The sequence below is a fragment of the Mycobacterium sp. NTMscope_MAC_269 genome, assembly GCF_976985695.1.
The window spans coordinates 5,178,982-5,203,364 of record NZ_OZ335668.1 but is presented as its reverse complement, the minus strand read 5'-3'; the positions used below and the strand labels follow the sequence as shown (position 1 = coordinate 5,203,364).

General features: G+C 68.4%; 22 protein-coding genes and 1 pseudogene. 8 read left to right on the top strand and 15 right to left on the bottom strand.

Features of this window, described 5'->3' with window-relative positions; translation table 11 throughout:
* Window positions 1-36: 36 nt before the first annotated feature.
* Together ACZ50Z_RS24765 and ACZ50Z_RS24760 are read left to right on the top strand one after the other, a co-directional pair.
* A complete protein-coding gene (locus ACZ50Z_RS24765; protein ID WP_464485895.1) occupies window positions 37-1,173 on the top strand; it encodes an acyltransferase family protein in 1,137 nt (378 codons plus the stop codon).
* Window positions 1,174-1,274: 101 nt separating this feature from the next.
* Window positions 1,275-2,363, top strand: coding sequence for an acyltransferase family protein (locus ACZ50Z_RS24760; RefSeq protein WP_464486395.1), 1,089 nt, complete (start codon window positions 1,275-1,277; stop codon window positions 2,361-2,363).
* Window positions 2,364-2,418: 55 nt separating this feature from the next.
* On the opposite strand, the gene ACZ50Z_RS24755 is transcribed toward ACZ50Z_RS24760, so the two are convergent.
* Window positions 2,419-3,864, bottom strand: a complete 1,446-nt coding sequence (locus ACZ50Z_RS24755) for an NAD(P)/FAD-dependent oxidoreductase (RefSeq protein WP_464485894.1) — start codon at window positions 3,862-3,864, stop codon at window positions 2,419-2,421.
* Between the two features lie 103 nt (window positions 3,865-3,967).
* On the opposite strand from ACZ50Z_RS24755, the gene ACZ50Z_RS24750 reads away from it, so the two are divergent.
* Genes ACZ50Z_RS24750 through mmsB form a run of 3 tightly spaced genes read left to right on the top strand, consistent with a single transcriptional unit; the run spans window position 3,968 to window position 7,568 of the window.
* A complete protein-coding gene (locus ACZ50Z_RS24750) occupies window positions 3,968-5,488 on the top strand; it encodes a CoA-acylating methylmalonate-semialdehyde dehydrogenase (protein ID WP_464485893.1) in 1,521 nt (506 codons plus the stop codon).
* A 7-nt stretch (window positions 5,489-5,495) separates the two neighbouring features.
* Window positions 5,496-6,677 carry an acyl-CoA dehydrogenase family protein gene (locus tag ACZ50Z_RS24745; RefSeq protein WP_464485892.1) on the top strand — a complete coding sequence of 394 codons (1,182 nt, stop codon included), beginning with the start codon at window positions 5,496-5,498 and terminating at the stop codon, window positions 6,675-6,677.
* Between the two features lie 12 nt (window positions 6,678-6,689).
* Window positions 6,690-7,568 (top strand): 3-hydroxyisobutyrate dehydrogenase, encoded by an 879-nt coding sequence (mmsB, locus tag ACZ50Z_RS24740; protein ID WP_464485891.1) that lies wholly within the window; start codon window positions 6,690-6,692, stop codon window positions 7,566-7,568.
* A 77-nt stretch (window positions 7,569-7,645) separates the two neighbouring features.
* Here the strand turns inward: mmsB and ACZ50Z_RS24735 are convergent, their stop codons facing one another.
* From ACZ50Z_RS24735 to ACZ50Z_RS24715, 5 genes are read right to left on the bottom strand one after another with little or no spacing between them, the layout of a single operon-like run.
* On the bottom strand, window positions 7,646-8,152 hold the full coding sequence (locus ACZ50Z_RS24735; protein ID WP_464485890.1) for a MarR family transcriptional regulator: 507 nt from the start codon (window positions 8,150-8,152) through the stop codon (window positions 7,646-7,648).
* Window positions 8,153-8,160: 8 nt separating this feature from the next.
* Window positions 8,161-9,231, bottom strand: coding sequence for a pyridoxal phosphate-dependent aminotransferase (locus tag ACZ50Z_RS24730; RefSeq protein ID WP_464485889.1), 1,071 nt, complete (start codon window positions 9,229-9,231; stop codon window positions 8,161-8,163).
* The gene (locus ACZ50Z_RS24725; protein WP_464485888.1) at window positions 9,231-10,250 is read right to left on the bottom strand and encodes a 3-oxoacyl-ACP synthase III family protein; all 1,020 of its coding nucleotides are present in this window, start codon (window positions 10,248-10,250) and stop codon (window positions 9,231-9,233) included. The genes ACZ50Z_RS24730 and ACZ50Z_RS24725 overlap by 1 nt, the downstream gene beginning before the upstream one ends.
* A 7-nt stretch (window positions 10,251-10,257) precedes the next feature.
* Window positions 10,258-10,905: an SRPBCC family protein gene (locus ACZ50Z_RS24720; RefSeq protein WP_464485887.1), complete on the bottom strand. Its 648-nt coding sequence runs from the start codon at window positions 10,903-10,905 to the stop codon at window positions 10,258-10,260.
* Entirely contained in the window at window positions 10,886-12,670 is a 1,785-nt protein-coding gene (locus tag ACZ50Z_RS24715) for a thiamine pyrophosphate-binding protein (RefSeq protein WP_464486394.1), read from the bottom strand. Before ACZ50Z_RS24715 ends, ACZ50Z_RS24720 begins: the two co-directional genes overlap by 20 nt.
* 54 nt (window positions 12,671-12,724) lie before the next feature.
* On the opposite strand from ACZ50Z_RS24715, the gene ACZ50Z_RS24710 reads away from it, so the two are divergent.
* Complete coding sequence (locus ACZ50Z_RS24710) at window positions 12,725-13,420, top strand: ABC transporter ATP-binding protein (RefSeq protein ID WP_464485886.1); 696 nt, start codon at window positions 12,725-12,727, stop codon at window positions 13,418-13,420.
* Window positions 13,417-15,933 (top strand): FtsX-like permease family protein, encoded by a 2,517-nt coding sequence (locus ACZ50Z_RS24705; protein WP_464485885.1) that lies wholly within the window; start codon window positions 13,417-13,419, stop codon window positions 15,931-15,933. Before ACZ50Z_RS24710 ends, ACZ50Z_RS24705 begins: the two co-directional genes overlap by 4 nt.
* On the opposite strand, the gene ACZ50Z_RS24700 is transcribed toward ACZ50Z_RS24705, so the two are convergent.
* The 8 genes from ACZ50Z_RS24700 to secY all read right to left on the bottom strand — a co-directional run bounded on the left by ACZ50Z_RS24700 (window position 15,920) and on the right by secY (window position 22,497).
* Complete coding sequence (locus ACZ50Z_RS24700) at window positions 15,920-16,546, bottom strand: class I SAM-dependent methyltransferase (RefSeq protein WP_464485884.1); 627 nt, start codon at window positions 16,544-16,546, stop codon at window positions 15,920-15,922. The two genes, ACZ50Z_RS24705 and ACZ50Z_RS24700, sit on opposite strands and share 14 nt — an antisense overlap.
* Entirely contained in the window at window positions 16,543-17,109 is a 567-nt protein-coding gene (locus ACZ50Z_RS24695; RefSeq protein WP_464486393.1) for a DUF4389 domain-containing protein, read from the bottom strand. Before ACZ50Z_RS24695 ends, ACZ50Z_RS24700 begins: the two co-directional genes overlap by 4 nt.
* A gap of 23 nt (window positions 17,110-17,132) precedes the next feature.
* On the bottom strand, window positions 17,133-18,359 hold the full coding sequence (locus ACZ50Z_RS24690) for an FAD-dependent oxidoreductase (protein ID WP_464485883.1): 1,227 nt from the start codon (window positions 18,357-18,359) through the stop codon (window positions 17,133-17,135).
* A gap of 15 nt (window positions 18,360-18,374) precedes the next feature.
* Window positions 18,375-19,094 (bottom strand): anti-sigma factor family protein, encoded by a 720-nt coding sequence (locus ACZ50Z_RS24685; RefSeq protein WP_464485882.1) that lies wholly within the window; start codon window positions 19,092-19,094, stop codon window positions 18,375-18,377.
* A 30-nt stretch (window positions 19,095-19,124) separates the two neighbouring features.
* A complete protein-coding gene (locus ACZ50Z_RS24680; RefSeq protein ID WP_464485881.1) occupies window positions 19,125-19,658 on the bottom strand; it encodes a sigma-70 family RNA polymerase sigma factor in 534 nt (177 codons plus the stop codon).
* 168 nt (window positions 19,659-19,826) lie between these two features.
* Entirely contained in the window at window positions 19,827-20,627 is an 801-nt protein-coding gene (gene map / locus ACZ50Z_RS24675) for a type I methionyl aminopeptidase (protein ID WP_464485880.1), read from the bottom strand.
* A 2-nt stretch (window positions 20,628-20,629) separates the two neighbouring features.
* On the bottom strand, window positions 20,630-21,175 hold the full coding sequence (locus ACZ50Z_RS24670) for an adenylate kinase (RefSeq protein ID WP_464485879.1): 546 nt from the start codon (window positions 21,173-21,175) through the stop codon (window positions 20,630-20,632).
* Window positions 21,172-22,497, bottom strand: a complete 1,326-nt coding sequence (secY, locus tag ACZ50Z_RS24665) for a preprotein translocase subunit SecY (protein ID WP_020823569.1) — start codon at window positions 22,495-22,497, stop codon at window positions 21,172-21,174. Before secY ends, ACZ50Z_RS24670 begins: the two co-directional genes overlap by 4 nt.
* 269 nt (window positions 22,498-22,766) lie before the next feature.
* Between secY and ACZ50Z_RS24660 the strand changes: the two are divergent.
* Window positions 22,767-23,689: pseudogene (locus ACZ50Z_RS24660) on the top strand (SAM-dependent methyltransferase).
* A gap of 23 nt (window positions 23,690-23,712) precedes the next feature.
* Here ACZ50Z_RS24660 and ACZ50Z_RS24655 read toward each other — a convergent pair.
* Window positions 23,713-24,378, bottom strand: a complete 666-nt coding sequence (locus ACZ50Z_RS24655) for a GNAT family N-acetyltransferase (RefSeq protein ID WP_464485878.1) — start codon at window positions 24,376-24,378, stop codon at window positions 23,713-23,715.
* Between the last annotated feature and the right edge of the window lie 5 nt (window positions 24,379-24,383).

Below are 24,383 nucleotides of genomic sequence, written 5' to 3'. Positions count from 1 at the left end.
GCCGACGGCGCGTGGGGCAACGGAGTGCGGAGGCAGATGAAGATAGGGCAGGTATTCGATCCGCGACGGAACGCGCTCAACGTCCTTCGGTTGGCGCTGGCGGCCGAGGTCATGCTGTTTCATTCCTGGCCCGCCACGGGACACATGCCGCCGAAGTCGACTCTGCAGCTTTTCTTCTCGGTGGGCGTGGACGGCTTTTTCGCGATCTCCGGCTTCCTGATCACCCGCAGCTGGCTCACCGACCCCCGACTGCGTGACTACCTCGCCGCCCGCGCCCTGCGCATCCTGCCCGGGTTCTACGTCTGCCTGATCGTGACCGCATTCGTCTTCGCCCCGCTCAGTGTGGTGATCCAGGGCGGCTCGGCCGCAAAGTTGCTGGCGTCCACCGGACCGCTCGCGTACGTCCTGAAGAACAGCGCGGTCGCCTACCTGCAGCCCACTATCGAGGGAACACTGCACGACGTGCCGATGGGACCCGGCTGGAACGGTTCGATGTGGTCGTTGGTCTGGGAATTGCTGTGCTACTTCTTCGTCGCCGCCATCGGCGTGGCGGGGCTGGCGAATCGGCGCTGGGTATCCCCCGCGGTTTTGGTAATAGCAACGCTGGGCGCGTTGGTCCTGCCGCCCCTGACATTCCCGGGGGTATGGACCATTCCGCAGCTCGCGGTGCGCTCGGCCATCATGTTTTCGGCCGGCGCCATCATGTATCAGTGGCGAGACGTCATTCCCGCGCGATGGTCGCTGGTCGCGGTCTGCGTCGTCATCGTGGTGGCCGCGGGGTTCCTGCCCGACTACCGGGTGGTCGCCGCGCTTCCGCTGGCCTACGCCGTCGTCGTCTCGGGCTCCTTGCTCAAGAGCGAACGGTTGCGGCTGCGCACCGATTTGTCCTACGGCGTGTACATCTACGCGTTCCCCGTCCAGCAGTTGCTGGCCGTCTGTGGTCTCGCGACGCGGCTGCACCCGGTGCTGTTCTTCCTTGCCGCGGTGACGGCCACCCTGCCGCTGGCTGCCGCGAGCTGGTTCGTCATCGAAAAGCCCTCGATGTCGTTGAAACGCCGGCTCCGACGCAAGTGGGCCGCGCCCGTCGCCTCCAGCGGCGACGAACCCCGCCCCGATGACACAGCCGAGGCCATGGCCGACCGGCCCGCTCCGAAGGCCTCGGACACCGCCTAGCTGCGCATCGGTCGCCGCCGACAACGCTCGAACCCTGTCGGACCCCTAGCCGACGGCGGTAATATGCCCCCTGGGTGGCGGTGCACGACGGGCGGTGGCCGATGACCCTCGGACAGGTATTCGACGGGCGGAAAAACGCCCTGAACGCGTGGCGGCTGGTGCTGGCGGCCGAAGTGATGCTGTGGCACTGCTGGCCCATCACCGGGCGGTTGCCGCCGGCGGCGACGTTGCAACTTCTGTTCTCGATAGGGGTCGACGGGTTCTTCGCGATCTCGGGATTCCTCATCACCAGGAGTTGGCTCACCGACCCCCGACTGCGCGACTATCTCGCCGCACGCGCCCTGCGGATCCTGCCCGGCTACTACGTCTGCCTCATCGTGACCGCGTTGGTCTTCGCGCCGCTGAGCGTGGCGATCCAGGGCGGTTCGGTCGGCAAGCTCTTGTCGTCGGGCGCGCCGCTGGAGTACATCCTGAAAAACAGCGCGGTGGCTTACGTCCATCTCGATATCGGCGGAACACCAAGCGGCATACCACATTCCGGGCTCTGGAATGGCTCGCTGTGGTCTCTTGTCTGGGAAGTGATCTGCTACCTCGCGGTCGCCGGTATCGGTGTGGCGGGCCTGGCGCATCACCGCTGGGTCTCTCCGGCGATGCTGGTCCTGGCTACGGGCCTGGCAACGGCATTGCCTCCGATGACGTTTCCGGGGGTGTGGACCATCCCGCAGATCGCCGTGCGCTCGGCGATCATGTTCGCCGCGGGAGCCGTCCTCTATCAGTGGCGAGAGTTGATCCCGGCCCGGTGGTCGCTCGTCGGGGTAAGTGTCGTCATTGTGCTGGCGGCCAGCCTGCTGCCCGATTACCGCACGGTCGCCGCCCTCCCGCTGGCCTACGCGATCATCGTGTCCGGCGCCTTGCTGAAGAGCAGCCGCTTGCGGCTACGCACGGATCTGTCCTACGGGGTCTACATCTACGCGTTTCCCACCCAGCAACTGTTGGCCGTGTGCGGGCTTGCGCGCCTGCAACCGGTTGTGCTCTTCCTCGTCGCCGCGGCGGCGACGCTGCCCTTGGCCGCGGCGAGCTGGTTCCTCGTCGAAAAGCCCGCGATGGCTCTCAAGCGGCGGCTCAAACGGAAGCGGACGGATTGCGCCGACGCCGACGGTGGGCACCCTGCCACCACAGCGCCACGGTGAGCACTTCGGCCCCGACGCTGAACCATTCTGGCTTGGCCATGGACGTAGGAACCCCTCAGGGCGCGGCGAGTGCGGCTTCGTCGGCCATCAGCCCCTCGAGCTTGCTGGTGGTGGCGGAAAAGACGGACTTGGCGATGGCCAGTATCCGGTCGCGCACGCGGGGCTTCGCCGCCGCGGACGGCAGCAGGTGGCCGATCAGGTGACCGAAGAGGTCCAGGCGTGCCGTCGATAGCCACGACATCAGGTCCGGGTCGTCGAACCAGCACAACTGGCTGCTGTAATCGGCCAACGCAAGCCGCAGCCAGTCGACGTCGGTGTCCGGATGCGGCAGGGGCGCGCAGAGCGCGTTTTTGCGTGAGTCGTCGGGGTACGTGGCCTCCACGTGAGCGATCAGCGCCGCGCTGAAGATCTGCTGGCAGCCGCGCACGCTTTGCAGGGTGATGCGAGCCGAATCGAAAACCGGTGTGGCGGGCCGCTTTTCGGCGCCATCAGCGGTGCAGTCGAGGTAGAGCTCGCGGCCGCTGACCGCCACCGTGCCCCGGTCGAGGACCATCTTGTCGGCCTCGATGGCCTGCAGGTGACCCATGCGCACCACGTCGGCGATTCGTCGCAGCTGCTCGAGTTCGAGACGGGTGACGGTCGCGCAGCGGTACATCGCGGGCCGGACCGCGGGGTCGATCCGCAACAGCAGGCCGGCCTGCTCGAGGCGGGCGAACAGATCGGGCACCGACGCCGCGTCGTTGATCGCCCGCAGTTGCGCGGTGAAACTGGCCTTGATCTTCTCGGCGAACAACGCGCCGGGCTGCATGGTCTCGCGGTCCAACAGCCAGGAATCGCGGGGCATGATCCAGGTGAGCCGGTCCGGCTCGACGCCCTGGCCCAGTAGCCACAGGCAGGTGTCGATGCCGGTCTTGCCGGCCCCGACGATGACGTAGCGCTCGTAGGCGCCGCGCCGCGGCAGGTCGCCGGGCGGGACGCAGTCGATGCCGGCGTCGACCCGATACGGTGGCGGGCGCATCGCGGGGACCGTGACCCGCATGTAGGTGGCGTCGACGACGCGGCGCGCCACCCGGACGGTGTAGTCGGCGCCGGCCAGCGTGCGGAACCGCCCTTCACCGCGGTTTTGGCCGAGGTATTCGCTCATCGGGAAGTAGCTGACCCGCCCGGTCGGCAGCAGACGCCGACGCATGATGTGGTCGTAGTACGCACAGATCTCACCGGCGGTGGCCAGTTCGTAAAGGCCCTGGTTCCAACCGACTTGGTCGATGGCGTCACCGCCCAGCGGCATCGAGTTGACGCCGTAGAACGCCGAGGGCTGGTGCAGCCGCACGAACGGGTAGGCCATGGTCCAGTGCCCGCCGGGCGCGTGGTTGCGGTCCACCACCACGACGCGCGGCGGCGACGCCGGTGCCGCTGAGGCCTCAGAGACCAGCGCGTCGATGAACGCCATCGCCATGGCGCCCGCGCCGACCACCAGGTAGTCGGCCTCGATGGTGTGCATACCGCTGCCAGGCTAGCCCGCCACCCACCTTGCCAAGCCCCGAACCGGGTTACTAGGATATGCAAGTATCCGCTTGAGCGCGTCAATCACATTCGAGGGCCCAATGACCACACAAATTCCCCACTTCATCGACGGTCAGCGCACCGCCGGCCGGTCCGGCCGCACCGCCGACGTCTTCGACCCCAGCACCGGGGGCGTCCAGGCGCAGGTGCCGATGGCCGGCCAGGCCGACATCGACGCCGCGGTCGCGTCGGCCGCCGAGGCCCAAAAGGGTTGGGCTGCAACGAATCCCCAGCGCCGCGCCCGGGTGATGATGCGGTTCATCGAGCTGGTCAACAAACACAACGACGAGCTCGCCGAGCTGCTGTCGCGCGAGCACGGCAAGACCCTGGCCGACGCCAAGGGCGACATCCAGCGCGGCATCGAGGTCATCGAGTTCTCCATCGGCATCCCGCACCTGCTCAAGGGCGAGTACAGCGAGGGCGCCGGACCGGGCATCGACGTGTATTCGCTGCGCCAGCCACTCGGCGTGGTCGCCGGCATCACCCCGTTCAACTTCCCGGCGATGATCCCGCTGTGGAAGGCCGGCCCCGCGCTGGCTTGCGGCAACGCGTTCGTGCTCAAGCCCAGCGAGCGCGACCCGTCGGTCCCGGTGCGCCTGGCCGAACTGTTCGTCGAGGCAGGTCTGCCGCCGGGCGTGTTCCAGGTCGTGCACGGCGACAAGGAGGCCGTCGACGCCATCCTGAACCACCCCGACATCGCGGCGGTCGGGTTCGTCGGCAGCTCCGACATCGCCCAGTACATCTACGCCGGCGCGGCCGCCACCGGCAAGCGTTCGCAGTGTTTCGGGGGCGCCAAGAACCACATGATCGTGATGCCCGATGCCGATTTGGACCAGGCGGTCGACGCGCTGATCGGCGCCGGATACGGCAGCGCGGGCGAACGCTGCATGGCGATCAGCGTCGCGGTCCCGGTCGGTGAGCAGACCGCGGACCGGCTGCGGGCCCGGCTGATCGAGCGGATCAACAATCTGCGAGTGGGCCACAGCCTGGACCCCAAGGCCGACTACGGCCCGCTGGTGACCGAGGCCGCCGTGGCACGGGTGCGCGACTACATCGGCCAGGGTGTCGACGCGGGCGCCGAACTGGTCGTCGACGGCCGCGATCGCGCCAGCGACGACCTGACTTTCGGTGACGCCAACCTCGAAGGCGGCTTCTTCATCGGGCCGACCCTGTTCGACCACGTCACCCCGAACATGTCCATCTACACCGACGAAATCTTCGGGCCGGTGCTGTGCATCGTGCGGGCCCACGACTACGAGGAGGCCTTGCGGCTGCCGTCGGAGCACGAGTATGGCAACGGCGTGGCGGTGTTCACCCGCGACGGCGACACCGCCCGCGACTTCGTCTCCCGCGTGCAGGTCGGCATGGTCGGTGTCAACGTGCCGATCCCGGTGCCGGTGGCCTACCACACCTTCGGCGGCTGGAAGCGTTCCGGCTTCGGCGACCTCAACCAGCACGGGCCGTCGTCGATCCTCTTCTACACCAAGACCAAGACCGTGACCCAGCGGTGGCCGTCGGGCATCAAGGACGGTGCCGAATTCGTCATTCCCACAATGGATTAGGCCGCACATGTTTACCCTTGACGACGACGAACGGGTGATCACCGAGACGGCCGCCGCGTTCGCCGCCAAGCGCATAGCCCCACACGCCCTGGAATGGGATGCTGCCAAACACTTTCCGACCGACGTGCTGCGGGAATCGGCCGAGCTCGGCATGGCGGCGATCTACTGCCGCGAGGACGTCGGCGGCAGCGGGCTGCGCCGGCTGGACGGGGTCCGCATCTTCGAGCAGCTGGCCATCGCCGATCCCACGACCGCGGCGTTCCTGTCGATCCACAACATGTGCGCGTGGATGATCGACACGTTCGGCACCGCCGAGCAGCGCAAGGACTGGGTCCCGCGCCTGGCGTCGATGGACGTCATCGCCAGCTACTGTCTCACCGAGCCCGGCGCCGGCTCCGACGCCAGCGCGTTGAGCACCCGGGCCGTCAAACAGGGCCCCGAAAAAAATGCAGATTACGTGCTCGACGGGGTCAAGCAATTCATCTCCGGCGCGGGCGCCTCGGACGTCTATGTGGTGATGGCCAGGACGGGCGGCGAGGGACCGCGCGGCATCTCGGCGTTCGTCATCGAAAAGGACAGTCCCGGGCTGAGTTTCGGCGCGCTGGAGGAGAAAATGGGCTGGCACGCCCAGCCCACCGCCCAGGTGATCCTTCAGGGGGTACGGGTGCCCGCCGACGCGATGCTGGGTGGCGCGGACGGCGAGGGCGCCGGGTTCGGCATCGCGATGAACGGCCTCAACGGTGGGCGGCTCAACATCGCCGCGTGCTCGCTCGGCGGCGCGCAGGCCGCCGCCGACAAGGCCGGAGCCTACGTTCGCGATCGGCAGGCGTTCGGCAAGTCGCTGCTCGACGAACCGACCATCCGGTTCACCCTGGCCGACATGGCGACCGGCCTCGAGACGTCGCGAATGATGTTGTGGCGGGCGGCCACAGCGTTGGACACCGACGATCCCGACAAGGTGGAGTTGTGCGCGATGGCCAAGCGCTACGTCACCGACACCTGCTTCGAGGTCGCCGACAAGGCTTTGCAGTTGCATGGCGGCTACGGCTACCTGCGCGAGTATGGTCTGGAAAAGATCGTGCGCGACCTGCGGGTGCACCGAATTCTGGAAGGCACCAACGAAATCATGCGAGTGGTCATCGGTCGGGCAGAAGCCGCACGGTTCAGAGCTTCTCCGGCAACCGCATAGAAGGGTCTTCAGATGACCGAGCACTTGACCGTGGCTTTCCTGGGGTTGGGCCACATGGGCGGGCCCATGGCGGCGAACCTCGTTGGGGCCAACCACGCGGTGCGCGGATTCGATCCGGTGCCTGCCGCACTGTCCGCGGCGACCGCGGCCGGCGTCACCGGATTCGACAGCGCCGTTGACGCGGTGGCCGGGGCCGACGTGGTCATCACCATGCTGCCCAACGGCGAGTTGGTCAAACGTTGCTACGCGGAGATTCTGCCCGCGGCACGATCTGGTGCGCTGTTCATCGACAGCTCCACGATCTCGGTCGACGACGCCCGCGAGGTGCACGCGCAGGCGGAATCGCGCGGCGTCGCCCAGCTGGACGCGCCCGTCTCGGGAGGGGTGAAGGGGGCCGTCGCTGGGACACTGGCGTTCATGGTGGGCGGTGACGAGGACGCCCTGCAGCGGGCGCGCCCGGTGCTCGAACCCATGGCGGGCAAGATCATTCACTGCGGGGCGGCCGGGGCCGGGCAGGCCGCCAAGGTGTGCAACAACATGGTGCTGGCCGTGCAGCAGATCGCGATCGGCGAGGCGTTCGTCCTGGCCGAGAAGCTCGGGTTGTCGGCGCAGTCCCTGTTCGACGTCATCACCGGGGCGACCGGCAACTGCTGGGCCGTGCACACCAATTGCCCTGTGCCGGGCCCCGTTCCGACCTCGCCGGCCAACAACGACTTCACGCCGGGCTTCGCGACCGCGCTGATGAACAAGGACCTGGGTCTGGCGATGGACGCGGTGTCCTCCAGCGGTTCGGCCGCCCCCCTGGGCCGCCACGCCGCCGAGATCTACGCTGAGTTCGCCGCCTCCCACGGCGACAAGGACTTCAGCGCAATCATCGAGACGCTGCGCTGACCTTGCGCGCAGCGTCGACTTGTGGTGGGAAATAAGCCGATTCGCGCCAACAGTTCGACGCTGGGGGCGCCACAGGGTTAGAAGTCCCCCGCGTTGCGGCGCAACGTCTCGATGGACGACGCCAGGTCCTGCGATTCGGTGTCGGTCATCCCGAGATCGGCGAACACCTGCTTGTTGAGCGTGACGGTGGCGTCCTCGACCGTCGAGCGGCCCAGGTCGGTGATCTGCACCAGCGTGGTGCGCCCGTCGGTGGGGTGCGGAACCCGCTGCACCAGCCCGTCGGCCTCCAGCCGGCGGATCGCGTGGGTCACGCTGGTGACATGGACCTGCAGCCGGTCGGAGGCCTTGGTGATGGGTAGCGCCCCGGCCCGGCTGAACGCCAGCAGCCGCAGCAATTCGTACCGGGAGAAGCTCAGGTCGTAGGGGCGCAGCGCCGTCTCCACCCGGGCCAGCAGGATCTGGTGCGCACGCATCACCGACGTCACCGCGACCATGCCCGGAGCCACGTCGCCCCACCCGGCGCGCTCCCAGTTGGCGCGCGCCGCGGCGATCGGATCACGCTTGTCCGGTCGTGAGTCGGCCACGCCCCTTCTTACCGCACTTGGCGCCCCAGCGTGGCCTTTCCCAGCGCCGCCAGCACCGCCGTCGTCGATGCCCGGCCGCCCACGGTAATCCGCGCGCCACCGTCCGCGTAATACCGCACCCGCGGCCCATTGTCGCCGAAAACCTCACGCCACGGCCGACACTGCCTATCCCGCCCACCCGTCGGGGACGGCAGATACATGAAATTCGCATGCGCGTCGGTCGTATAGATGCCCACCGCGCTGAGCCGCATCCGGAGATAGCGGCGTTCGGCGGTGATCAACCGGATCCGTCGCGCCAGCTCGCTTTCCGCGTCATACGACGCCGCGACCGCAAGCAAACCGGTGATCGCGATGCCGAACGGCGCCTGCTGGCGCCATAGCATCGGCGCCAGCTCGTGCGACGCCACCGCGTAACCGATCCGCAGGCCCGCCAGGCCATAGGCCTTGGAGAAGGTCCGCACCACCACCACGTTGGGGAATCGCGCGACCAAGGCCGCCACGTCGAAACGGTGTTCGGGATCGGCGAACTCGATATAGGCCTCGTCGAGCAGCACGACGGTGTCGCGCGGGACCCGGCGCAGAAACCGAATCACGGCGGCCGTGGGTTCGAGCGTGCCGGTCGGGTTGTGCGGCCGGCACAGCACCACGACGCGGGCGCCCGCGGCCGCGTCGGCCAGCGCGGCGAGGTCGTGGTGGCCGTGTTCGTCCAGCGCGACGAGCGACGGGTTCAGCCGTGCCATTTGCGCGATGATCGGATAACCGTCGAACGTCGGCGACGCCATCACCATCGTGTCACCGGGCACCGTCAGCGCCTGCAGTGTCTGCAACACGACACCGGTCGCCCCGGCGCCCGGCACCACCCGGCCGGCGGGCACGCCGATGTGGCGGGCAATCACGTCGCGCAACCGCTCCGGTAGGAACTCCGGATACCGGTTCGCCGCGCACACGGAACGAATCAACGCCGAACGCACCGCCGGCAGCGGCGGAAACGGATTCTCGTTGAGCGACAAGGCAAACGGATCGACGGCGTGGGGCAGCGCATCGCAGGCCTCCCCGGCCACCAGGCCCCCGGGGTGCATCAGTCTCGCCCGCCCCAGCGCACCGCGGCCGCGCCGGCGAAATCGCCGGCGTGCGCGAATGCCGCCATCATGACCACGTCCCCGGCGCCCAGCCGGCCGTCGGCTATGGCGCGGTCCAGGTTGATCGGGATCCCAGCGCCGAACAGGTTGCCGCACTCGTCAAAAGTGTCGACGTGCCTGGCTTCGGGCAACTCGAGCGCGTCGCGCCAATTGCGCAGAAACGCCCTGTTCGGCTGGTTGGTAACGAGCACGCCGATGTCCTTGGCGACCAGCCCGATTCGATCGCATACCGCCAGCGCCACTTCGGGAACCTGCCGGTTGCCGCGGGCCAGCACTTTGGTGATCTTGCTCTCGGTGAAACCGATGCTGCCCTCGCCGGGACCGGCTTGCCACCACTTGCGCGGCGGATCGTAGGAAAGCGTCATTTCGCCCGCGAATTGCCCGTAGGTGCGGCACTCGACATCGAGTATCGGCGATTGCTCACTCACCGCGACCAGCCCCACCGCCGCCCCGTCACCGGGCACCGCCGACTGCGCCTTGCGGCGAATGGTCGGCTGATCGAAGAATTGTCCGGCCGCATTTTGCGCGATGGCGATGAGCGCGGTGCGCCCTTCGCCGGCCGTCAACAATTTCCGGGCCACGTTGAGCGCCAAGACAAATGCGGCGCAGCCTCCGTTGTTCAGGTCGAGCACCCAGGACGGCCGCATGCCCAGCCGATGGGCAATGCTGCCGCCCTGGCCGTAGAAGGCCATATCGGGCACCTGAGTGTGCGTGATCAGCACGTCGACGCTCTCGATGGCGTCGTGGCCGTGCCGCTCGATCAACCCGCGGGCCGCACGTTCGATCATGTCGACGGAACTCTCGTTCGCGCCGACGTGATGGCGAAACCTCGGGGCGCGGAACATCACGTTGTCGCGCAGCTCGTCGGATTCGGCGAATCGCGCGTAGTAGTCGGCGGGAATCGGCTCGCCCGGCAGATAGGAAGAGACGTCGATCAGGCTGACGCTTGGCTTACCCATGGTGCGCTCATCTCATCCATCCAGGGGTCACCGGCAGACCGTTGCGGTGGCGGTACTCGGCGATCGCTTTGAGGTTGCGCATCTCCAGCAGATGGCCGGCCCCGAACATGTCCCAGAAATCGCCGACCCATACGGGCCGCTGCGCCGGCGCGGTCTCCGGATACGGATTACGGTCGTAGAAGGGGTGGTGGCAATTGGTCCACAGCACAACCGATCCCGGCCTGTCGAGAACGGTCTGGGCGTCGACGACCCGCATCAGGTAGATCATCCACAGATGCTTGCCTTGGTCCCAGGCGCAGTGATAGTCCACGGTTCGCCCCTGCGGATTGGCGACGGTGCGGGTGTAGATCTTCGTTTCCGACCCGAGCCGGTCGTACGCCAGCCACAACCCGGCCTCTTCGGTGGGTGTGAACCCGCGCAGGCTGTATGTCCACTCCTCGAGGCTGCGGGTGTCGGCCATGTACTCGTACAACTCGTCGGGTGGACAGTCGACGTATTCGTTTACGGTGCAGTACTGTCCGAAAACCTGATCGTGCGGGTAGACCGACCGCATCATGTCCATGATGATCGGCGTGGCCTTCTCCCTCGGACTGGTTTCGATGCGGGTGACCCCATCGATGAGGTCGGGAATGTCCTCAAGCGCTGGCAGCGACATTGGCGTGGTTCTCCTTGTCGAACGAGATCTGATCCACGGCAGCGCCTTTGGCTGGTGCTGCGGTGAGAAATGGTGCAAACGGCGGGATTTCGTCGGCAGCGCACTCGACACTGACCACCGCCGGACCGTCGACCTCGAGCGCCGCGCCCATGGCCGCGGCGAACCCCTGGACGTCGCTGACGTCCACCGATGTCAGGCTCGGGAACATCGCCGCCAGGCCAGCGCCCAGCCGGCTGGGACGAAAACGGTTGTAGCTGTAAAGGTCGCCGTAGAACAGCTGCTCGCGGGTCACGCACATGGCGTGCGCGTTGTTGTTGAACAGCACGAACGTCATCGGTAGCCGGTATTGCACGGCCGTGTGCACCTCCATGCCGTGCATGAAAAACGCGCCGTCGCCCGCGATCACCACGGTGCGGCCCCCGGGGCGGCCACTGTTGGCGCGCCCCAACGACATTCCGATCCCGGCACCGAAGCTGTAACCCATGCCGCCCATGCCGAGCGCGACGACGAACCTGCCGCCGCGACGCACCGGGAGATAGTGGATCGCCGCCGCGCCGGTGTTGCCGGCATCGACCACGATGTCGGCCCCGTCGGGCACGATGCCGTCCAGCACCGCCATGGCGTCGCGGTACCGCACGCCCGGGCCGGCGCAGGGCGGCGGTGACATCTCGGCGGGCCGGTCCGCGCCGGGGATGCGCGGACCGGCCGGCCGCCCGCGGTGGCGAACCGCATGGGTCAGCATGCGCAGCGAGCCGCGCAGGTCATCGGTGTGCACGTGGGTGCACGGCAGATACGGCGGCGCCGACCCGATCGAGATCGTCCGCACCGCCGCCAGCGCGTCGTCCAGGCCGGCGCGAGCGGTGACCCCCAGCCGGGTCCCGACAACGAGGCATACGGCGCTGCCGGCCACCGCTTCGGCCACGTCGCGGTGCCCCATGACGCCGGTCACCCCCAGCGCGCCCGGCGCCCGGGGCCCTGGTGCGCCGGCAACATCCTTGGCATCCGGGACGGTGGCCACCGGCGCGTGCAGGAGCGTGCGCAGCTCTTCGAGCTCGGCCCGGGCGTCGTCGCGGGCGACCTGCTCGCCGGCGATGATGATGATTCGGCCTCGCGCACGGCGCAATTCGCGCGCGATCGGATGCGGGTCGCCGATCCGCCCTCCCGCGCCGCCCTGAGCGCCGGTGTCGTGATGCCCTACCCCGACGTCCGCCTGCTGAATGTCCTTGGGCAGCAACAACACCGCCGGGCCACCGGTGCGCGCCGCGGCGATGGCCCGGGGCAGCAGCGAGACGACGTCGGCCGGCGTGCGCGGCCGTTCGCAGAACACCGATACCGCCGAGAACAGCGCCTCGGCATTCAACGATCCATTTGCGCCACTGGTGTCCTGGAAGCTGCCCCGGCCGTCCATCGTGGTGGCGGGCTGGCCGACCAACGCCAGCACGGGAACCCGGCTCGCCAGCGACTCGCCCAGACCCGCGACGAGATTCAGCGATCCCCCACCCGAGGTCGCGGCCACCACGCCCAGGCCGGCACCGCTTCGGCTGTACCCGTCGGCCATGGTGGCCGCGGAGAACTCGTGCTTGGCCAGCACCGCCTCGATCGCGGAGCTGAAGTGCGCGGCGTCGTACAGGTCCTCGATGTTGGCGCCATCGACACCGAAGACGTGATCGACTCCGATGGCCGCGAGGCGCCCGACAATATGGTCGACCACCCGGTACCTGCCAAGCATGCCTGAAGAAACGAGGCAGGCGCGGCATCGGTTCATCACCGCCCGGGGCCAGCAAATGAACCGTTCGCCGCCGGCCACCGTGGTGCCTTAATGACGATCGAACTGCGCAACGTCGTGCGCGAGTACCGGGTCGGCGGCCAGGCGGTGCGCGCACTCGACGGCATCAGCCTGCGGCTGGCCGACGAGCAGTTCGTGTCGATCGTCGGGCCCTCCGGCGCGGGCAAAAGCACGTTGCTGCACCTTCTGGGCGCATTGGATTCCCCCGATTCCGGGTCCATCGCCTTCGACGGCGAAGAGATCGGCCGCCTCGGCGACGAACAGCAGTCGCGGTTCCGCCATCACCGGGTGGGCTTCATCTTCCAGTTCTTCAATCTGTTGCCCACGCTGTCGGCCTGGGAGAACGTGGCGATCCCCAAGTTGCTCGACGGCGTCCGGCTGGGCAGGGCCAAGCCGGGGGCGATCCGGCTGCTGGAACGCGTCGGACTCGGCGACCGGACTGAGCACCGGCCGGCGGAACTGTCCGGCGGCCAGATGCAGCGGGTGGCGGTGGCGCGCGCGTTGATGATGAACCCGCCGCTGATCCTGGCCGACGAACCGACCGGAAACTTGGACTCCACGACGGGCGCATCGATCTTGGCGCTCCTGGCCGAGGTGGCACACGAGGAAGATCGCGGCCGGCTGGTGGTGATGGTCACCCACAACCCCGAGGCGGCCGCGGCCACCGACCGGGTGATCACCCTGCAGGACGGCCGGGTCGGGTCGGACGTTATGGCGGTCGCGGGGTGAAACCCGGGGCGCAGCGCGGCTTTAAGATCACGGCGACGGCGAGCAGGCTGCGCGTGTTCAGTCTGCGGGAGCTTGGGGTGCATCGGCGCCGCACGTTCGCGTCGATCGCCGTAATGGCGGTCTCGGCAACGTATTTGGTGGCGATTATCGGGATCTTCGGGTCGATCACCGGCTCGGTCAGCCGGCTGTCCGACGGGATCGCGGGCGTCGCCGCGCTCGAGGTGTCCGGCATCACCGATGCCGGATTCCCCGACTCGATCCTGGCGGAGGTCGCAGCCGTCCCCGGCGTCGCCACCGCGGCACCGATGATTCGCACGTCGGCGTCCACGCCGACGGGGCCGGTGCTGCTGCTGGGCGCCGATGCGAGCACCGCCGCTCTGGGTGGCACCCTCAAAGACGCGGTCACCCGGCCCGTGCAGGCGCTGTCCGCGGCGCCGTCCGGCGTCCAGGTCGGGCCCCGTGTCGGCTATGCGAAAGGCCAAGCATTCCAACTGGGTTCGACTTCGGTCACGGTCACCGACGTGCTCGCCGGCAAACACTACGCGGACCTCAACGGCGGGCACTACGTTCTTGCACCACTTGCTTTGGCGCAGAACGCGACCGGCCGCACCGGCCAACTCGACTCGATACTGATCAGCACGAAGCCGGGCGCCGACGCCGGCGCCGTTCGCGCCGCGGTCACCGGGGCCGTGAACGGGCGCGCGATCGTCGCGGCCCCGAGCTTCCGGGCGGCCCGCGCCGGTGATGGTGTGCGACTGATGAACTACATGGCCCTGCTGGGCGCAGCGGTCGCGTTGGTGGTCGGCGCGTTTTTGATCTACACCACGATGACGATGGCGATCACCGCGCGCCGGCCGGTCATCTCGATGCTGCGCGCGATCGGCGGCCGGCGCGCCACCGTCGTCGGCGACATGCTCGCGGAGGCCGCGATTCTCGGGCTGATCGGCGGAGCCATCGGATCCGGCATGGGGATTGTGGCGGGCCACATCGCGATCGGCCGATTGCCCCCGGCGATGACACAGGGACTCGAGGCCCGTATCGAGTATTGGCTGCCCGGTTATGCGATACCGCTGGCGGTGGCGGCGACGGCGCTCACCAGCGTGGCGGCGTCGGCGATGGCGGCGCGGCAGGTGTACAAGGTTTCGCCGATCGAGGCGCTGGCTCCGATAGGGGCCTCGGCGGCCGACGTCGTGCCGCGCTGGCTGCGGGTCGCGAGTGGGGTTGGGGCCGTGGCGGTGTTCGCGGCCGCGACGTTTGTCGTCACCGGCCAGCGCGGCAACTACGCATTCGTCGCGATGGCCGTCGTGTTGGGCGCCGAGATCGCCCTGGGCTTCGCTCTCACCGCGCCCATCGTCAATGCCACGGCGGCGACGGCGCGCACGTTCGGCTCGTTCGGGGCGCTCGCGGCGGCGACGATCGAGCGCGCACCGCGCCGGGTGTGGGCGACCGTGATGACCGTGCTCATCGGGGTGCTCACCACCGTCGTGATCACCGGCACGAACGCCGACATGATTCGCTCGGCACGGGACATCTTTGCACCGGTCGCCGCTGCCGACGTGTGGGTGAGCGCGGACCCTCCCGACAGCTACCCGACCGGCGTTCTGCCACAAGGGCTTTCTGAGAAGGTCGCCGCGCTTCCCGGCGTGGCGCGGGTGACGGAGGGCGCGTTCGGGTTCGCCGTCGTCGGCGGCACCCGCGTCCTGCTCGACGGGTTCTCCGCGGGCAGCCACGACGCGCTCTTCCGCGCGCTCGACGAACGGGTGCGCGCCGACGTGCTCTCCGGTCGCGGGGTGGTGCTCACGCAGAACCTGGGCAGGGCCCTGCACGTTCGGACCGGCGACCAACTGCGGCTGCAGACGCCGCACGGCCCGCGGTCGGTGGCCGTGCTGGCCTTGGTGCCGTTCTTCTCGACCGTCATCGGCACCGTCGGAATCGATCTCGATCACATGCGCGCATGGTTCGATCGCCCGGCGGCGACGACGCTGCAGATCGCAGCGGCCCCCGGAGTGACTCGGCAGCGAGTCTTGGCCGACGTCCGCGAGGCGGTGCCGGCGCCGAACCACGTGTACGACGGCCGCGAAGCGCTGGCGGGGCTTCAGGCTCCACTGCACCAGAGCATGTTCATCGCCAACGCGGTGTGGATCATCGTCGTGGCGGTGGCCGCGGTCGCGCTGCTCAACACGTTGACGCTCTCGGTGACCGAACGCCGCCGCGAAATCGGTGTGCTGCGCGCGATGGGGTCGAGCCGTCGGTTCACCTTGCGGATGGTGCTGGCGGAGGCGGCCGGAATCGGTTTTGTCGGCGGCGTTTTGGGGCTTGCGCTCGGCCTGACCGACCAGTGGCTGTTCAGCCGCATCAGCGGGGGCGTCATGAATTTCGAAGTCGGCTTTCGGTTGAGCCCCTCCGCGCTCGCCTTCACGCTCGGGGCGCTGGCGATCAGCCTGCTCGGCTCGGTGCCGCCGGCACGACGCGCGGCGCACCTCAACATCATCGAGGCGGTCAGCGTCGAGTAGAGGTGGCGAATCCCTGCAGGTGGGGTTTGCACGGAAAGGGCACCGGAGTTCGCGGAAGGCTGCACAGCGCGGTGGTCTCGAATCCGGCCGCGGCGATGGCCTCGAGGGTTCGCCGGTTCGGCTCGCAACCGCCGGCCAGCCACGACCACGGCTTGGCGATCAGGTCTTGGAACCGGCCCGTCGCGCCGTGCCCGCGCACATGCTCGAGGACGACCAGCCGGCCCCCGGGAACCAGTACGCGCCGGATCTCAGCGAGGGTGGCGGCCACGTCGTCGACCGAGCACAACACGAGTCCGATATGCGCGGAGTCGAAAGAGTTGTCCGGGAAGGGAATCGACTCGCCGGCTCCCTCGACGATGTCCACCGGGACGCCGCGCCGCTCGGCGAGCCGGGAGGCCATCCGCCGAAACGGCGCCTCGGGCTCGACCGCGGCGACCGACGTCACCGTCGCGGGCAGAAACATCAAGTCGGTCCCCGGCCCCAGTCCGAGCATCAACAACCGGCCGGTGGCATTGCTCAGCGCAGCTCGTCGATAGCGGTGGTAGAAGAGCCGGTCGAAAACCGGCTGACCGAATCGATAGACATACGGAAACAAGAGATTTCGCAGCGTCATCGACCACCCAGGTCGATTCGGAACGGCGGATATTCGTCGCGCATCAACGACACGTACACCGCCACCCGGTAGCGCCAGCGCACCATGCCCATGAGCAGATCGAACGCGCCGTGCGGGATCGTCCCGGTGCACAACAGCGCCACCGCGGCGATGAGGCACAGCACCTGCAGCAGCGGCTCCATGGACCAGCACAGCAGAACCTGAGGGATCGCCAGCAGCCACTTCGCCGGCACGGCCGAGCTTTTCAGCCGTTCCGGATAGTCGACCGCGAGGTCGGCCGGGTAATCGGGCTGAGGCGCGAGCGTGAAAGGGGGGTACTTGTCGGTGCTGTTCATCGGGAACCGGTAGTTCATCACTCGCCACGACCAGCGCAGCACCCCGACGTTGAATTCGAAGAGCGGCCGCGGGTATCGCCCGGTGCACAAGATGGCCGCGCCGGCGGCGGCCACCGAGAACGGATACACCAGGTAGAGCAGTATCAAGATCGGGTAGTGCGGGACGGCCAGCACACACCACTTCACCAACCACAGCCAGCGCGACGGCGCATCGACATCGCCTCGCACCGTCACGCAATCCGCCGGGCTGTTCACGGGCTTGACGGAACCGTCGCCGCTACCCCCAAGTTTCGGCTGATTTCAGTGGACATCCGGCGGTGGCTCGTGGCGCGCAGAAATGCCGTCAGCGCCGAGGCCTGCAGCCGGTCCGAGATCAGTGCGGCCGGCCCCAACACGAGTTCACCGTGCGACACCGGCAACGAGGCCACCCACGACACGGCCATCACCTTGCGCCGCCGGGTCTTCTCGTACCACCGCAGCGCGCTCGACACATCGGCGCCGCCGCGGCGTGCCCCACGACGCAGGTCCGCCAGCGCCCGGCACAGCACCATCGTGTCGAGCAACGCCTGGTTGGTCCCCTGCGCGAGAGTGGGCGGCATCGTGTGCGCGGCATCGCCGAGCAGCGTGACCGCGCCCCGGCCCCCGCGCGGGATCGGGTGCCGGAAATGCGGAAACGGCGAGCGGGCCAGATCGTCGTCGGTCAACGTCGCCAGCACCCGATCGACCGAGTCGGACCATCCGGCGAAATGGGACCGGATCATCTCGATCGGGCGTTGCGGTCTGACGAAGTCATGCGACCACGGCAGGTCGAACCACCACTGCACGTCACAACCGCCGGCCGGCCACAGGCCGAGATTTCCCCGCGCACCGATGATCATCAGCGCGGCGTCGGAGTCCGTGATCTCGGGGGTCTCCGGCAGAGTGGCCAGGCCCTGCCAGCTACACCAGCCGGTGGGCTTCGCGTCGCGCGCGCCCACCCAGTCGCGCACCATCGAGTGCAGGCCGTCGGCCCCGATCAGCACGTCCCCGTCGGCGACGGTGCCGTCGGCGAACTCGACGCGGACCCCGTCACCCGAGTCGATCACCGCGATCACCCGCGCGCCGCACCGGATCCGCTCGACCGGGAACCCCTTCAGGAGCCGTTCCAGCAGGACGCGGCGCGGAACCATCCGCACCGGTGCGCCCAACCGCCGCACCATCGCGGTCACGTCGAGGGTGGCCAGCGGACGCCCCGCCGACGTCACCGCCCGCACGGTGGCCAGCAGCCGACCGGCGCCGTCCATGTCGACACCCAGCTGGTTCAGCACCGTCTCGCCGTTGGACCAGATCGTCACCGCGCCGCCGGCGGCCTCCACATCGGGCCGCCGCTCGAAGACGCTGACGTCATGGCCATCGCGCAGCAATCCCCGGGCGACGGAGATGCCGGCCACGCCGGCGCCCACCACCAGCACCCGAAGCGGACGCCCGTAGCCGAACACGCTGGCTCCGATCCTCTACAGCGAACGCTGCAACAGCACCTTGCCGCTGTCGGCGGCGACCACTTGCACGGCGGCGATCTGGTCGACCGGGGTCGAGATCGCGCCCGCGGGTGTCGCGGTGTGGCCGGGTACGGCCACCCACGTCGCCAGCCGGGTTTGGCTGCCGTCGCGGCCCACCACGACCATCGCCAGCGTGTCATGGTGCGCGTTCAGCGGGGCCAAACACACGCACCGAAGGGCGATGGATGTCCCCCAGTGCTGGCCGGTGACCTGCACGCTGGAGGTCAGCAGCGAGGTGCCCACCTGCGCCATCGGCTCAGCCGACGCGGTCACCTGCTGCGCCGGAGTCGACGACCACCCCTCAAGGCCGACGAACACCCCGATGGCCAGCACCGCGGCCGCGGCGGCGGACGCCACCCACGTCACCACCCGGGTGCGGCGCCGGCGCCACCGCACCGCGGCCAGCAACGACGGCAGTAACTTGTCAGACATCTCCGGCGCCGGGCCGGACTCGTCGATCGCGGCCACCTCGTCGCGGTCCAGTTGCGAAAGCAGGCCCGGCACACCGCTGAGGTCGGCGACCGCCTCCCGGCAGGCGGGGCAGTGCGCCATGTGCGCCTCGAATTCGCGGCGTTGCGCGGCCGACAGCGATCCCAGCACGTATGCGGCATCCCACATCGCGTAGCGGTCTTCTGGAGGGCCGATATCGGCCACCGGCGTACTCATTTCATCCATGTCCTTCACCCCTCAAGCATTCGGAGCCCCTCATCGGGTAACTCCAAGTTCCTGCAGAGTGAGTCGCAACGCCCGCACCGCATAGTGTAGTCGCGACTTCACCGTTCCCTCGGCGATGCCGAGGTCTGCAGCGATCTGCGTGGTAGTCCAACCGCGGTAGTAGGACCGTTCGATCACGGCGCGATGATCGGCGGACAGCTGGGCCATCGCGTCCGCTATCAGCAACCGGTCCAAGGCCGCGTTGACCTCGTCCGGCGTGGACTGTTCGGGCGCCCCCGACACGTCCGTCGAACCCACGACGTTGCGGTACCGCGCGCTGCGCCGATCGTCGATGATCATGTTGCGGGCCACGGTGAACAACCACGCCCGCGCCGACCGCTCGGTGTCGCCGATGACTTCGGGATGCTGCCACGCCCGCAGCAGCGTCTCCTGGACCACGTCCTCGGACTGGCTGGTGTCCCCCGTCAGCCGGAGCGCGTAGCGCCACAGCACCGCGGCGTGTTCGTCGTAGAGCGCCTTCATCAGAGCGGCTTCGGCAGCCGCACTGTTGGCAACACGAGCCACTCGATCACCTCCTGCCAGGGGAACGAGGCGAATCGGCGCTGGGTTCAACGGCCCCGACCCGCCGCGCCCGGCTACGCCGCGCTTGCGATCGCGGCGAGTTCAACGGCCCCGACCCGCCGCGCCCGGCTACGCCGCGCTTGCGATCGCGGCGAGGTCAGCTCCAGGCTCCTAGGCCAGGGTCAGGATGCGCGGCCCGGCGTCGGTGACCGCGACGGTGTGCTCCCAGTGTGCCGCACGGGAGCCGTCGGTGGTGATGACCGTCCACTGGTCGTCGAGCACCACGGTCTTGCCGGTCCCGAGCGTCAGCATCGGTTCGATGGCCAGCACCGACCCGGGCGCCAGCAGCGGGCCGCGCCCGGGAGAGCCCTCGTTGGGCAGGAAGGGGTCCATGTGCATCTGCCGGCCGATGCCGTGCCCGCCGTAGCCCTCGACGATCCCGAAGGCCCGCGAGTGGCGGGCCTCGGCCGCGTGCGTGCCCATCTCGATGGCGTGGGATACGTCGGTCAGCCGGTTGCCGGGCACCATCGCCGCGATCCCGGCTTCTAGCGATTCCCGGGTGGCCTGCGACAGCGCTTCGTCGGCCGCATCCAGCGTCCCGACCCCGAAGGTGATCGCGGCGTCGCCGTGCCAGCCGTCCAGCACCGCGCCGCAGTCGATCGAAACGAGGTCACCGGACGCCAAAACCTCAGCAGCCGAAGGGATTCCGTGAACCACCCGCTCATTGACCGACGAGCAGATCGACGCCGGGTAGCCGTGATAGCCGAGGAAGGACGGCACCGCACCGGCGTCCCGGATCACCGCTTCGGCGATTTCGTCGAGGCTCAGCGTCGACACTCCGGATACCGCGGCCGCGCGCACCGCCTCCAGCGCCGCCGCGACCACCGCGCCCGCCGCGGCCATGGCGTCGAGTTCACCGGCACTGCGCTGCGGCACCACCTTGCGACTCCGCAGCCGCGCCAGCGGGTTCATGACTACTTGCCCAGGGCCTGCAGCGCGCGGGCGAACACCTCGTCCATGGTGCCGATGGCGTCGACGGTCTTGAGCTGGTGGCTGTAGTAGTCCAGCAGCGGCGCGGTCTCGTCGCGGTAGATCTTCATCCGGTTCAGGATGACGTCGTCGGTGTCGTCGGCGCGGCCGCGGGATTTGAGTCGCGCCAGCAGCTCGTCCTGGGAGACCCGGAACTCCAGCACCGCGTCGATGTCGGTGCCGCGGCGTTCGAGCATCTCGTGCAGCGCCTTGGCCTGCTGCAACGACCGCGGGAACCCGTCCAGGATGAAGCCGTTGGCCGCGTCCGGATCGCTCAGCCGGTCGTCGACGAGCTGGTTGGTCAGCTCCGAGGGCACCAGGTCGCCGGCGTCCAGGTAGCGCTTGGCCTCCAGGCCGAGTTTGGTGCCGTTCTCGATGTTGCTGCGGAACAGCTCACCGGTGGAGATTTGCGGGATCCCCAGCTTCTCGGAGAGCTTCTGCGCCTGCGTCCCCTTGCCCGCCCCCGGCGGCCCCAGCAAAACGACTCTCACTTGAGGAACCCTTCATAGTTGCGCTGCATGAGCTGACTCTCGATCTGCTTGACCGTATCCAAGCCCACGCCAATCATGATCAAAACCGCGGTACCGCCGAACGGCAGATTCTGAACCGCCCCGCCATTGCCGATCTGCAAGAACAGGTTGGGCAGCACCGAGATCGCGCCGAGGTAGATCGAGCCCGGCAGGGTGATCCGGCTCAGCACGAATCGCAGGTAATCGGCGGTCGGCTTGCCCGGGCGGATGCCGGGGATGAACCCGCCGAACTTCTTCATCTCGTCGGCACGCTCGTCGGGGTTGAACGTGATCGACACGTAGAAGTACGTGAAGAAGATGATCAGCCCGAAATAGATGCCGATGTAGACCGGGTCGCTGGGGTCGGACAGGTAGCTGCCGACGAACTTGTCCCACCAGCTGTTGCCCACGCCGCCGCTGCCGCTGCGGATCAGCTGGGTGATCAGGTGCGGGATATAGATGAGCGAGGACGCGAAGATCACCGGGATAACACCGGCCTGGTTGACCTTGAGCGGCAGATAGGTCGAGGTGCCGCCGTACATCCGCCGGCCCACCATGCGCTTGGCGTACTGCACCGGGATGCGGCGCTGGCCCTGCTCGACGAACACCACGCCGACGATGATGATCAGCGCGGCGATGAGCACGGCGGTGAAGATCATCCCGCCGCGGCTGTCCAGGATGGTTTTGCCCTCGGCCGGGATGCGGGCCGCGATGCCCACGAAGATCAGCAACGACATGCCGTTGCCGATGCCGCGTTCGGTGATCAGCTCACCCATCCACATGACCAGCGCCGCGCCGCCGGTCATCACCAGCACGATGACGACCAGCGTCAGGATGCTCTGGTCGGCGATGATGTCGAGCGAGCAACCCTGCAGCAGGCCCCCGTTGGCGGCCAGCGCCACGATGCTGGTCGCCTGCAGGATGGCCAGCGCGATCGCCAGATAGCGCGTGTACTGCGTCATCTTGGCCTGGCCGGATTGGCCTTCCTTGCGCAGCTCCTCGAACCGCGGGATGACCACCGTGAGCAGCTGCACGATGATGCTGGCGGTGATGTAGGGCATCACGCCGACCGCGAACACGGTGAGTTTGAGCAGCGCGCCGCCGGAGAACAGGTTGATCAGCGAATAGATCTGCCCGGCTGCGCCGCCGCTGGCCTCTTTGATGCACTGCTGGACGTTCGGATAGTTGACGCCCGGGGACGGCAACGCGGCGCCAACCCGATACAAGACGACGATGCCAAGCGTGAAGAGGATCTTCCGTCTCAGGTCGACTGTCCGCAGCGATGAGATGAAAGCGGAAAGCAACTCTTCCTCCTGCGCAGCCGTGGGTTTCCTGCATCACGCGCCCAACTCCCGCAGGCCAGGACGTACGGCGTCGCGCGTCGAACCGTGTACGAGACTAACAGCTGGTCCGGTCAGGTCCGGTCAGGGCCTTTCCGGCGGCCGCTGGAAATGCTCCGATCGGGTGCCGACGCCGAGGGCCGTAGGGCACCGCAAAAAGCACAGGAAGCCGTCAGGCGAAGGGCGTAGAGTGCGTCTGGCTCGTTGCATTTGCTAAGTAACTTGGGAGCAGCATGACACGCACTGACCAAGACAGCTGGGACTTGGCCTCGAGCGTCGGCGCCACGGCCACGATGGTCGCCGCGGCCCGGGCACTGGCCAGCGGTGGGACCAATCCGATCATCAACGATCCCTTCGCCGCGCCCTTGGTGCGCGCGGTCGGCCTAGATTTCTTCCGCCGCCTAGTCGACGGTGAGGTCTCCGAGTCCGAGGCCGACGCGGCACCGGGTGGCGGGGCGAAGGACCTGGCGCTGGAGACCGATTCGATGGCGGTGCGCACCCGCTTCTTCGACGACTTCTTCCTCAATGCCGCGCGCGACGGGATCCGCCAGTCGGTGATCCTGGCCGCCGGCCTCGACGCCCGCGCCTACCGGCTGGGCTGGCCGCCCGGCAGCGTGGTGTATGAGGTCGACCAGCCCAAGGTCGTCGAATTCAAGAGCGCCACCCTGGCCAGCCTGGCCGCCGCCCCCACCGCGGACCGGCGGACCGTCAGCGTCGATCTGCGCGAGGACTGGCCGGCGGCGCTGCGCGCCAGCGGCTTTGACGTGACCCACCGACGTCGTGGAGCGCGGAGGGGCTGCTGATGTACCTGCCGCCCGACGCGCAGGACCGGCTCTTCGACAACATCACCGCGCTCAGCGCACCCGGGAGCAAGGTGGCCACCGAATACCACGCCGACAACGGGACGACGATGATGCAACGCGCGCAGGAGTTCAACGACAGGTGGGCCAGGGTCGGCTGCGATATCGACCTGTCGGGGCTGTTCTTCGACGGCGAGCGCAGCAACGTCGTCGACTATCTCACCGGCCGGGGATGGCAGGTGACCACCCGGGCACGGCGGGATCTGTTCGGCGACTACGGCCTGGACTTCCCGGACGAGGACGCGACAGCGCCGCACCCCAACATCATCGCGGTCAGCGCGACATTGGGCTCATAAGCGCGCTCCCACCCGCGTAGCGGTCAGCGGGGTTTGGCCGCCGGCGCGCGTACGACCATCGGGACGGCGGGGAAACACCACGCCATCTCCGACCGCGACTTGCGCAGGGCGGCGGTGCCGTAGCCCCGCTTGCGGTAGTCGGGGTGAATCCAGATCCGCACGTTGACCTCGCCGCGGACCAGCTCCCCGAAGACCATGCCGACCTTCTCGCCGGAATCGACGGCCACGAACCACGCGGCCTCCTCGTCGTCGACGCGCCCCAGGGCCGCGCTGATCTCGTCGTCCAGGCTGCCGGCCGGACCGCCGGAGCCGTCGCCCGCCGCGCCGATCTCCTCGGTGCGCACGGCGAAGATGTCGCGGTCGGTCGTGGCGGAGAACGGTCGAAGCTCCAGGGTCTCCCCCGAACTCGCCGGACGCTCGCCCAGGGTGAAGCTCAGCTGCTTGTTCAGGTCTTCGAGTTCGGCCAGGATCTTGCGGCGCGAGTCGATCGTGAGCTGATCGAAAGACATGCCCATCACCGCCTCGGCGGCCAGGTGGGACGTGTCGAGCAACCGGACGATCGACTGCACCGCGGCCGCCCTGTTCTCTGATTCCACGATGGCGTCGGCGATTTCGTGCCGCCGCTCCACGGCTTTCGACAGGGCGTCGGCGATTTCCCGGCGGGTGGCTTTGCGGTCGTGGTCGGTCATTGCAC

Bases quoted from the DNA above. Each gene is read 5' to 3' on its own strand.
- ACZ50Z_RS24730 (WP_464485889.1), bottom strand. From the start codon at position 9,231: ATGCACCCCGGGGGCCTGGTGGCCGGGGAGGCCTGCGATGCGCTGCCC.
- ACZ50Z_RS24725 (WP_464485888.1), bottom strand. From the start codon at position 10,250: ATGGGTAAGCCAAGCGTCAGCCTGATCGACGTCTCTTCCTATCTGCCG.
- ACZ50Z_RS24720 (WP_464485887.1), bottom strand. From the start codon at position 10,905: ATGTCGCTGCCAGCGCTTGAGGACATTCCCGACCTCATCGATGGGGTC.
- ACZ50Z_RS24765 (WP_464485895.1), top strand. From the start codon at position 37: ATGAAGATAGGGCAGGTATTCGATCCGCGACGGAACGCGCTCAACGTC.
- ACZ50Z_RS24655 (WP_464485878.1), bottom strand. From the start codon at position 24,378: ATGACCGACCACGACCGCAAAGCCACCCGCCGGGAAATCGCCGACGCC.
- ACZ50Z_RS24685 (WP_464485882.1), bottom strand. From the start codon at position 19,094: ATGGATGAAATGAGTACGCCGGTGGCCGATATCGGCCCTCCAGAAGAC.
- ACZ50Z_RS24760 (WP_464486395.1), top strand. From the start codon at position 1,275: ATGACCCTCGGACAGGTATTCGACGGGCGGAAAAACGCCCTGAACGCG.
- mmsB (WP_464485891.1), top strand. From the start codon at position 6,690: ATGACCGAGCACTTGACCGTGGCTTTCCTGGGGTTGGGCCACATGGGC.
- ACZ50Z_RS24745 (WP_464485892.1), top strand. From the start codon at position 5,496: ATGTTTACCCTTGACGACGACGAACGGGTGATCACCGAGACGGCCGCC.
- ACZ50Z_RS24710 (WP_464485886.1), top strand. From the start codon at position 12,725: ATGACGATCGAACTGCGCAACGTCGTGCGCGAGTACCGGGTCGGCGGC.
- map (WP_464485880.1), bottom strand. From the start codon at position 20,627: ATGAACCCGCTGGCGCGGCTGCGGAGTCGCAAGGTGGTGCCGCAGCGC.
- ACZ50Z_RS24715 (WP_464486394.1), bottom strand. From the start codon at position 12,670: ATGAACCGATGCCGCGCCTGCCTCGTTTCTTCAGGCATGCTTGGCAGG.
- ACZ50Z_RS24755 (WP_464485894.1), bottom strand. From the start codon at position 3,864: ATGCACACCATCGAGGCCGACTACCTGGTGGTCGGCGCGGGCGCCATG.
- ACZ50Z_RS24750 (WP_464485893.1), top strand. From the start codon at position 3,968: ATGACCACACAAATTCCCCACTTCATCGACGGTCAGCGCACCGCCGGC.
- ACZ50Z_RS24700 (WP_464485884.1), bottom strand. From the start codon at position 16,546: ATGACGCTGCGAAATCTCTTGTTTCCGTATGTCTATCGATTCGGTCAG.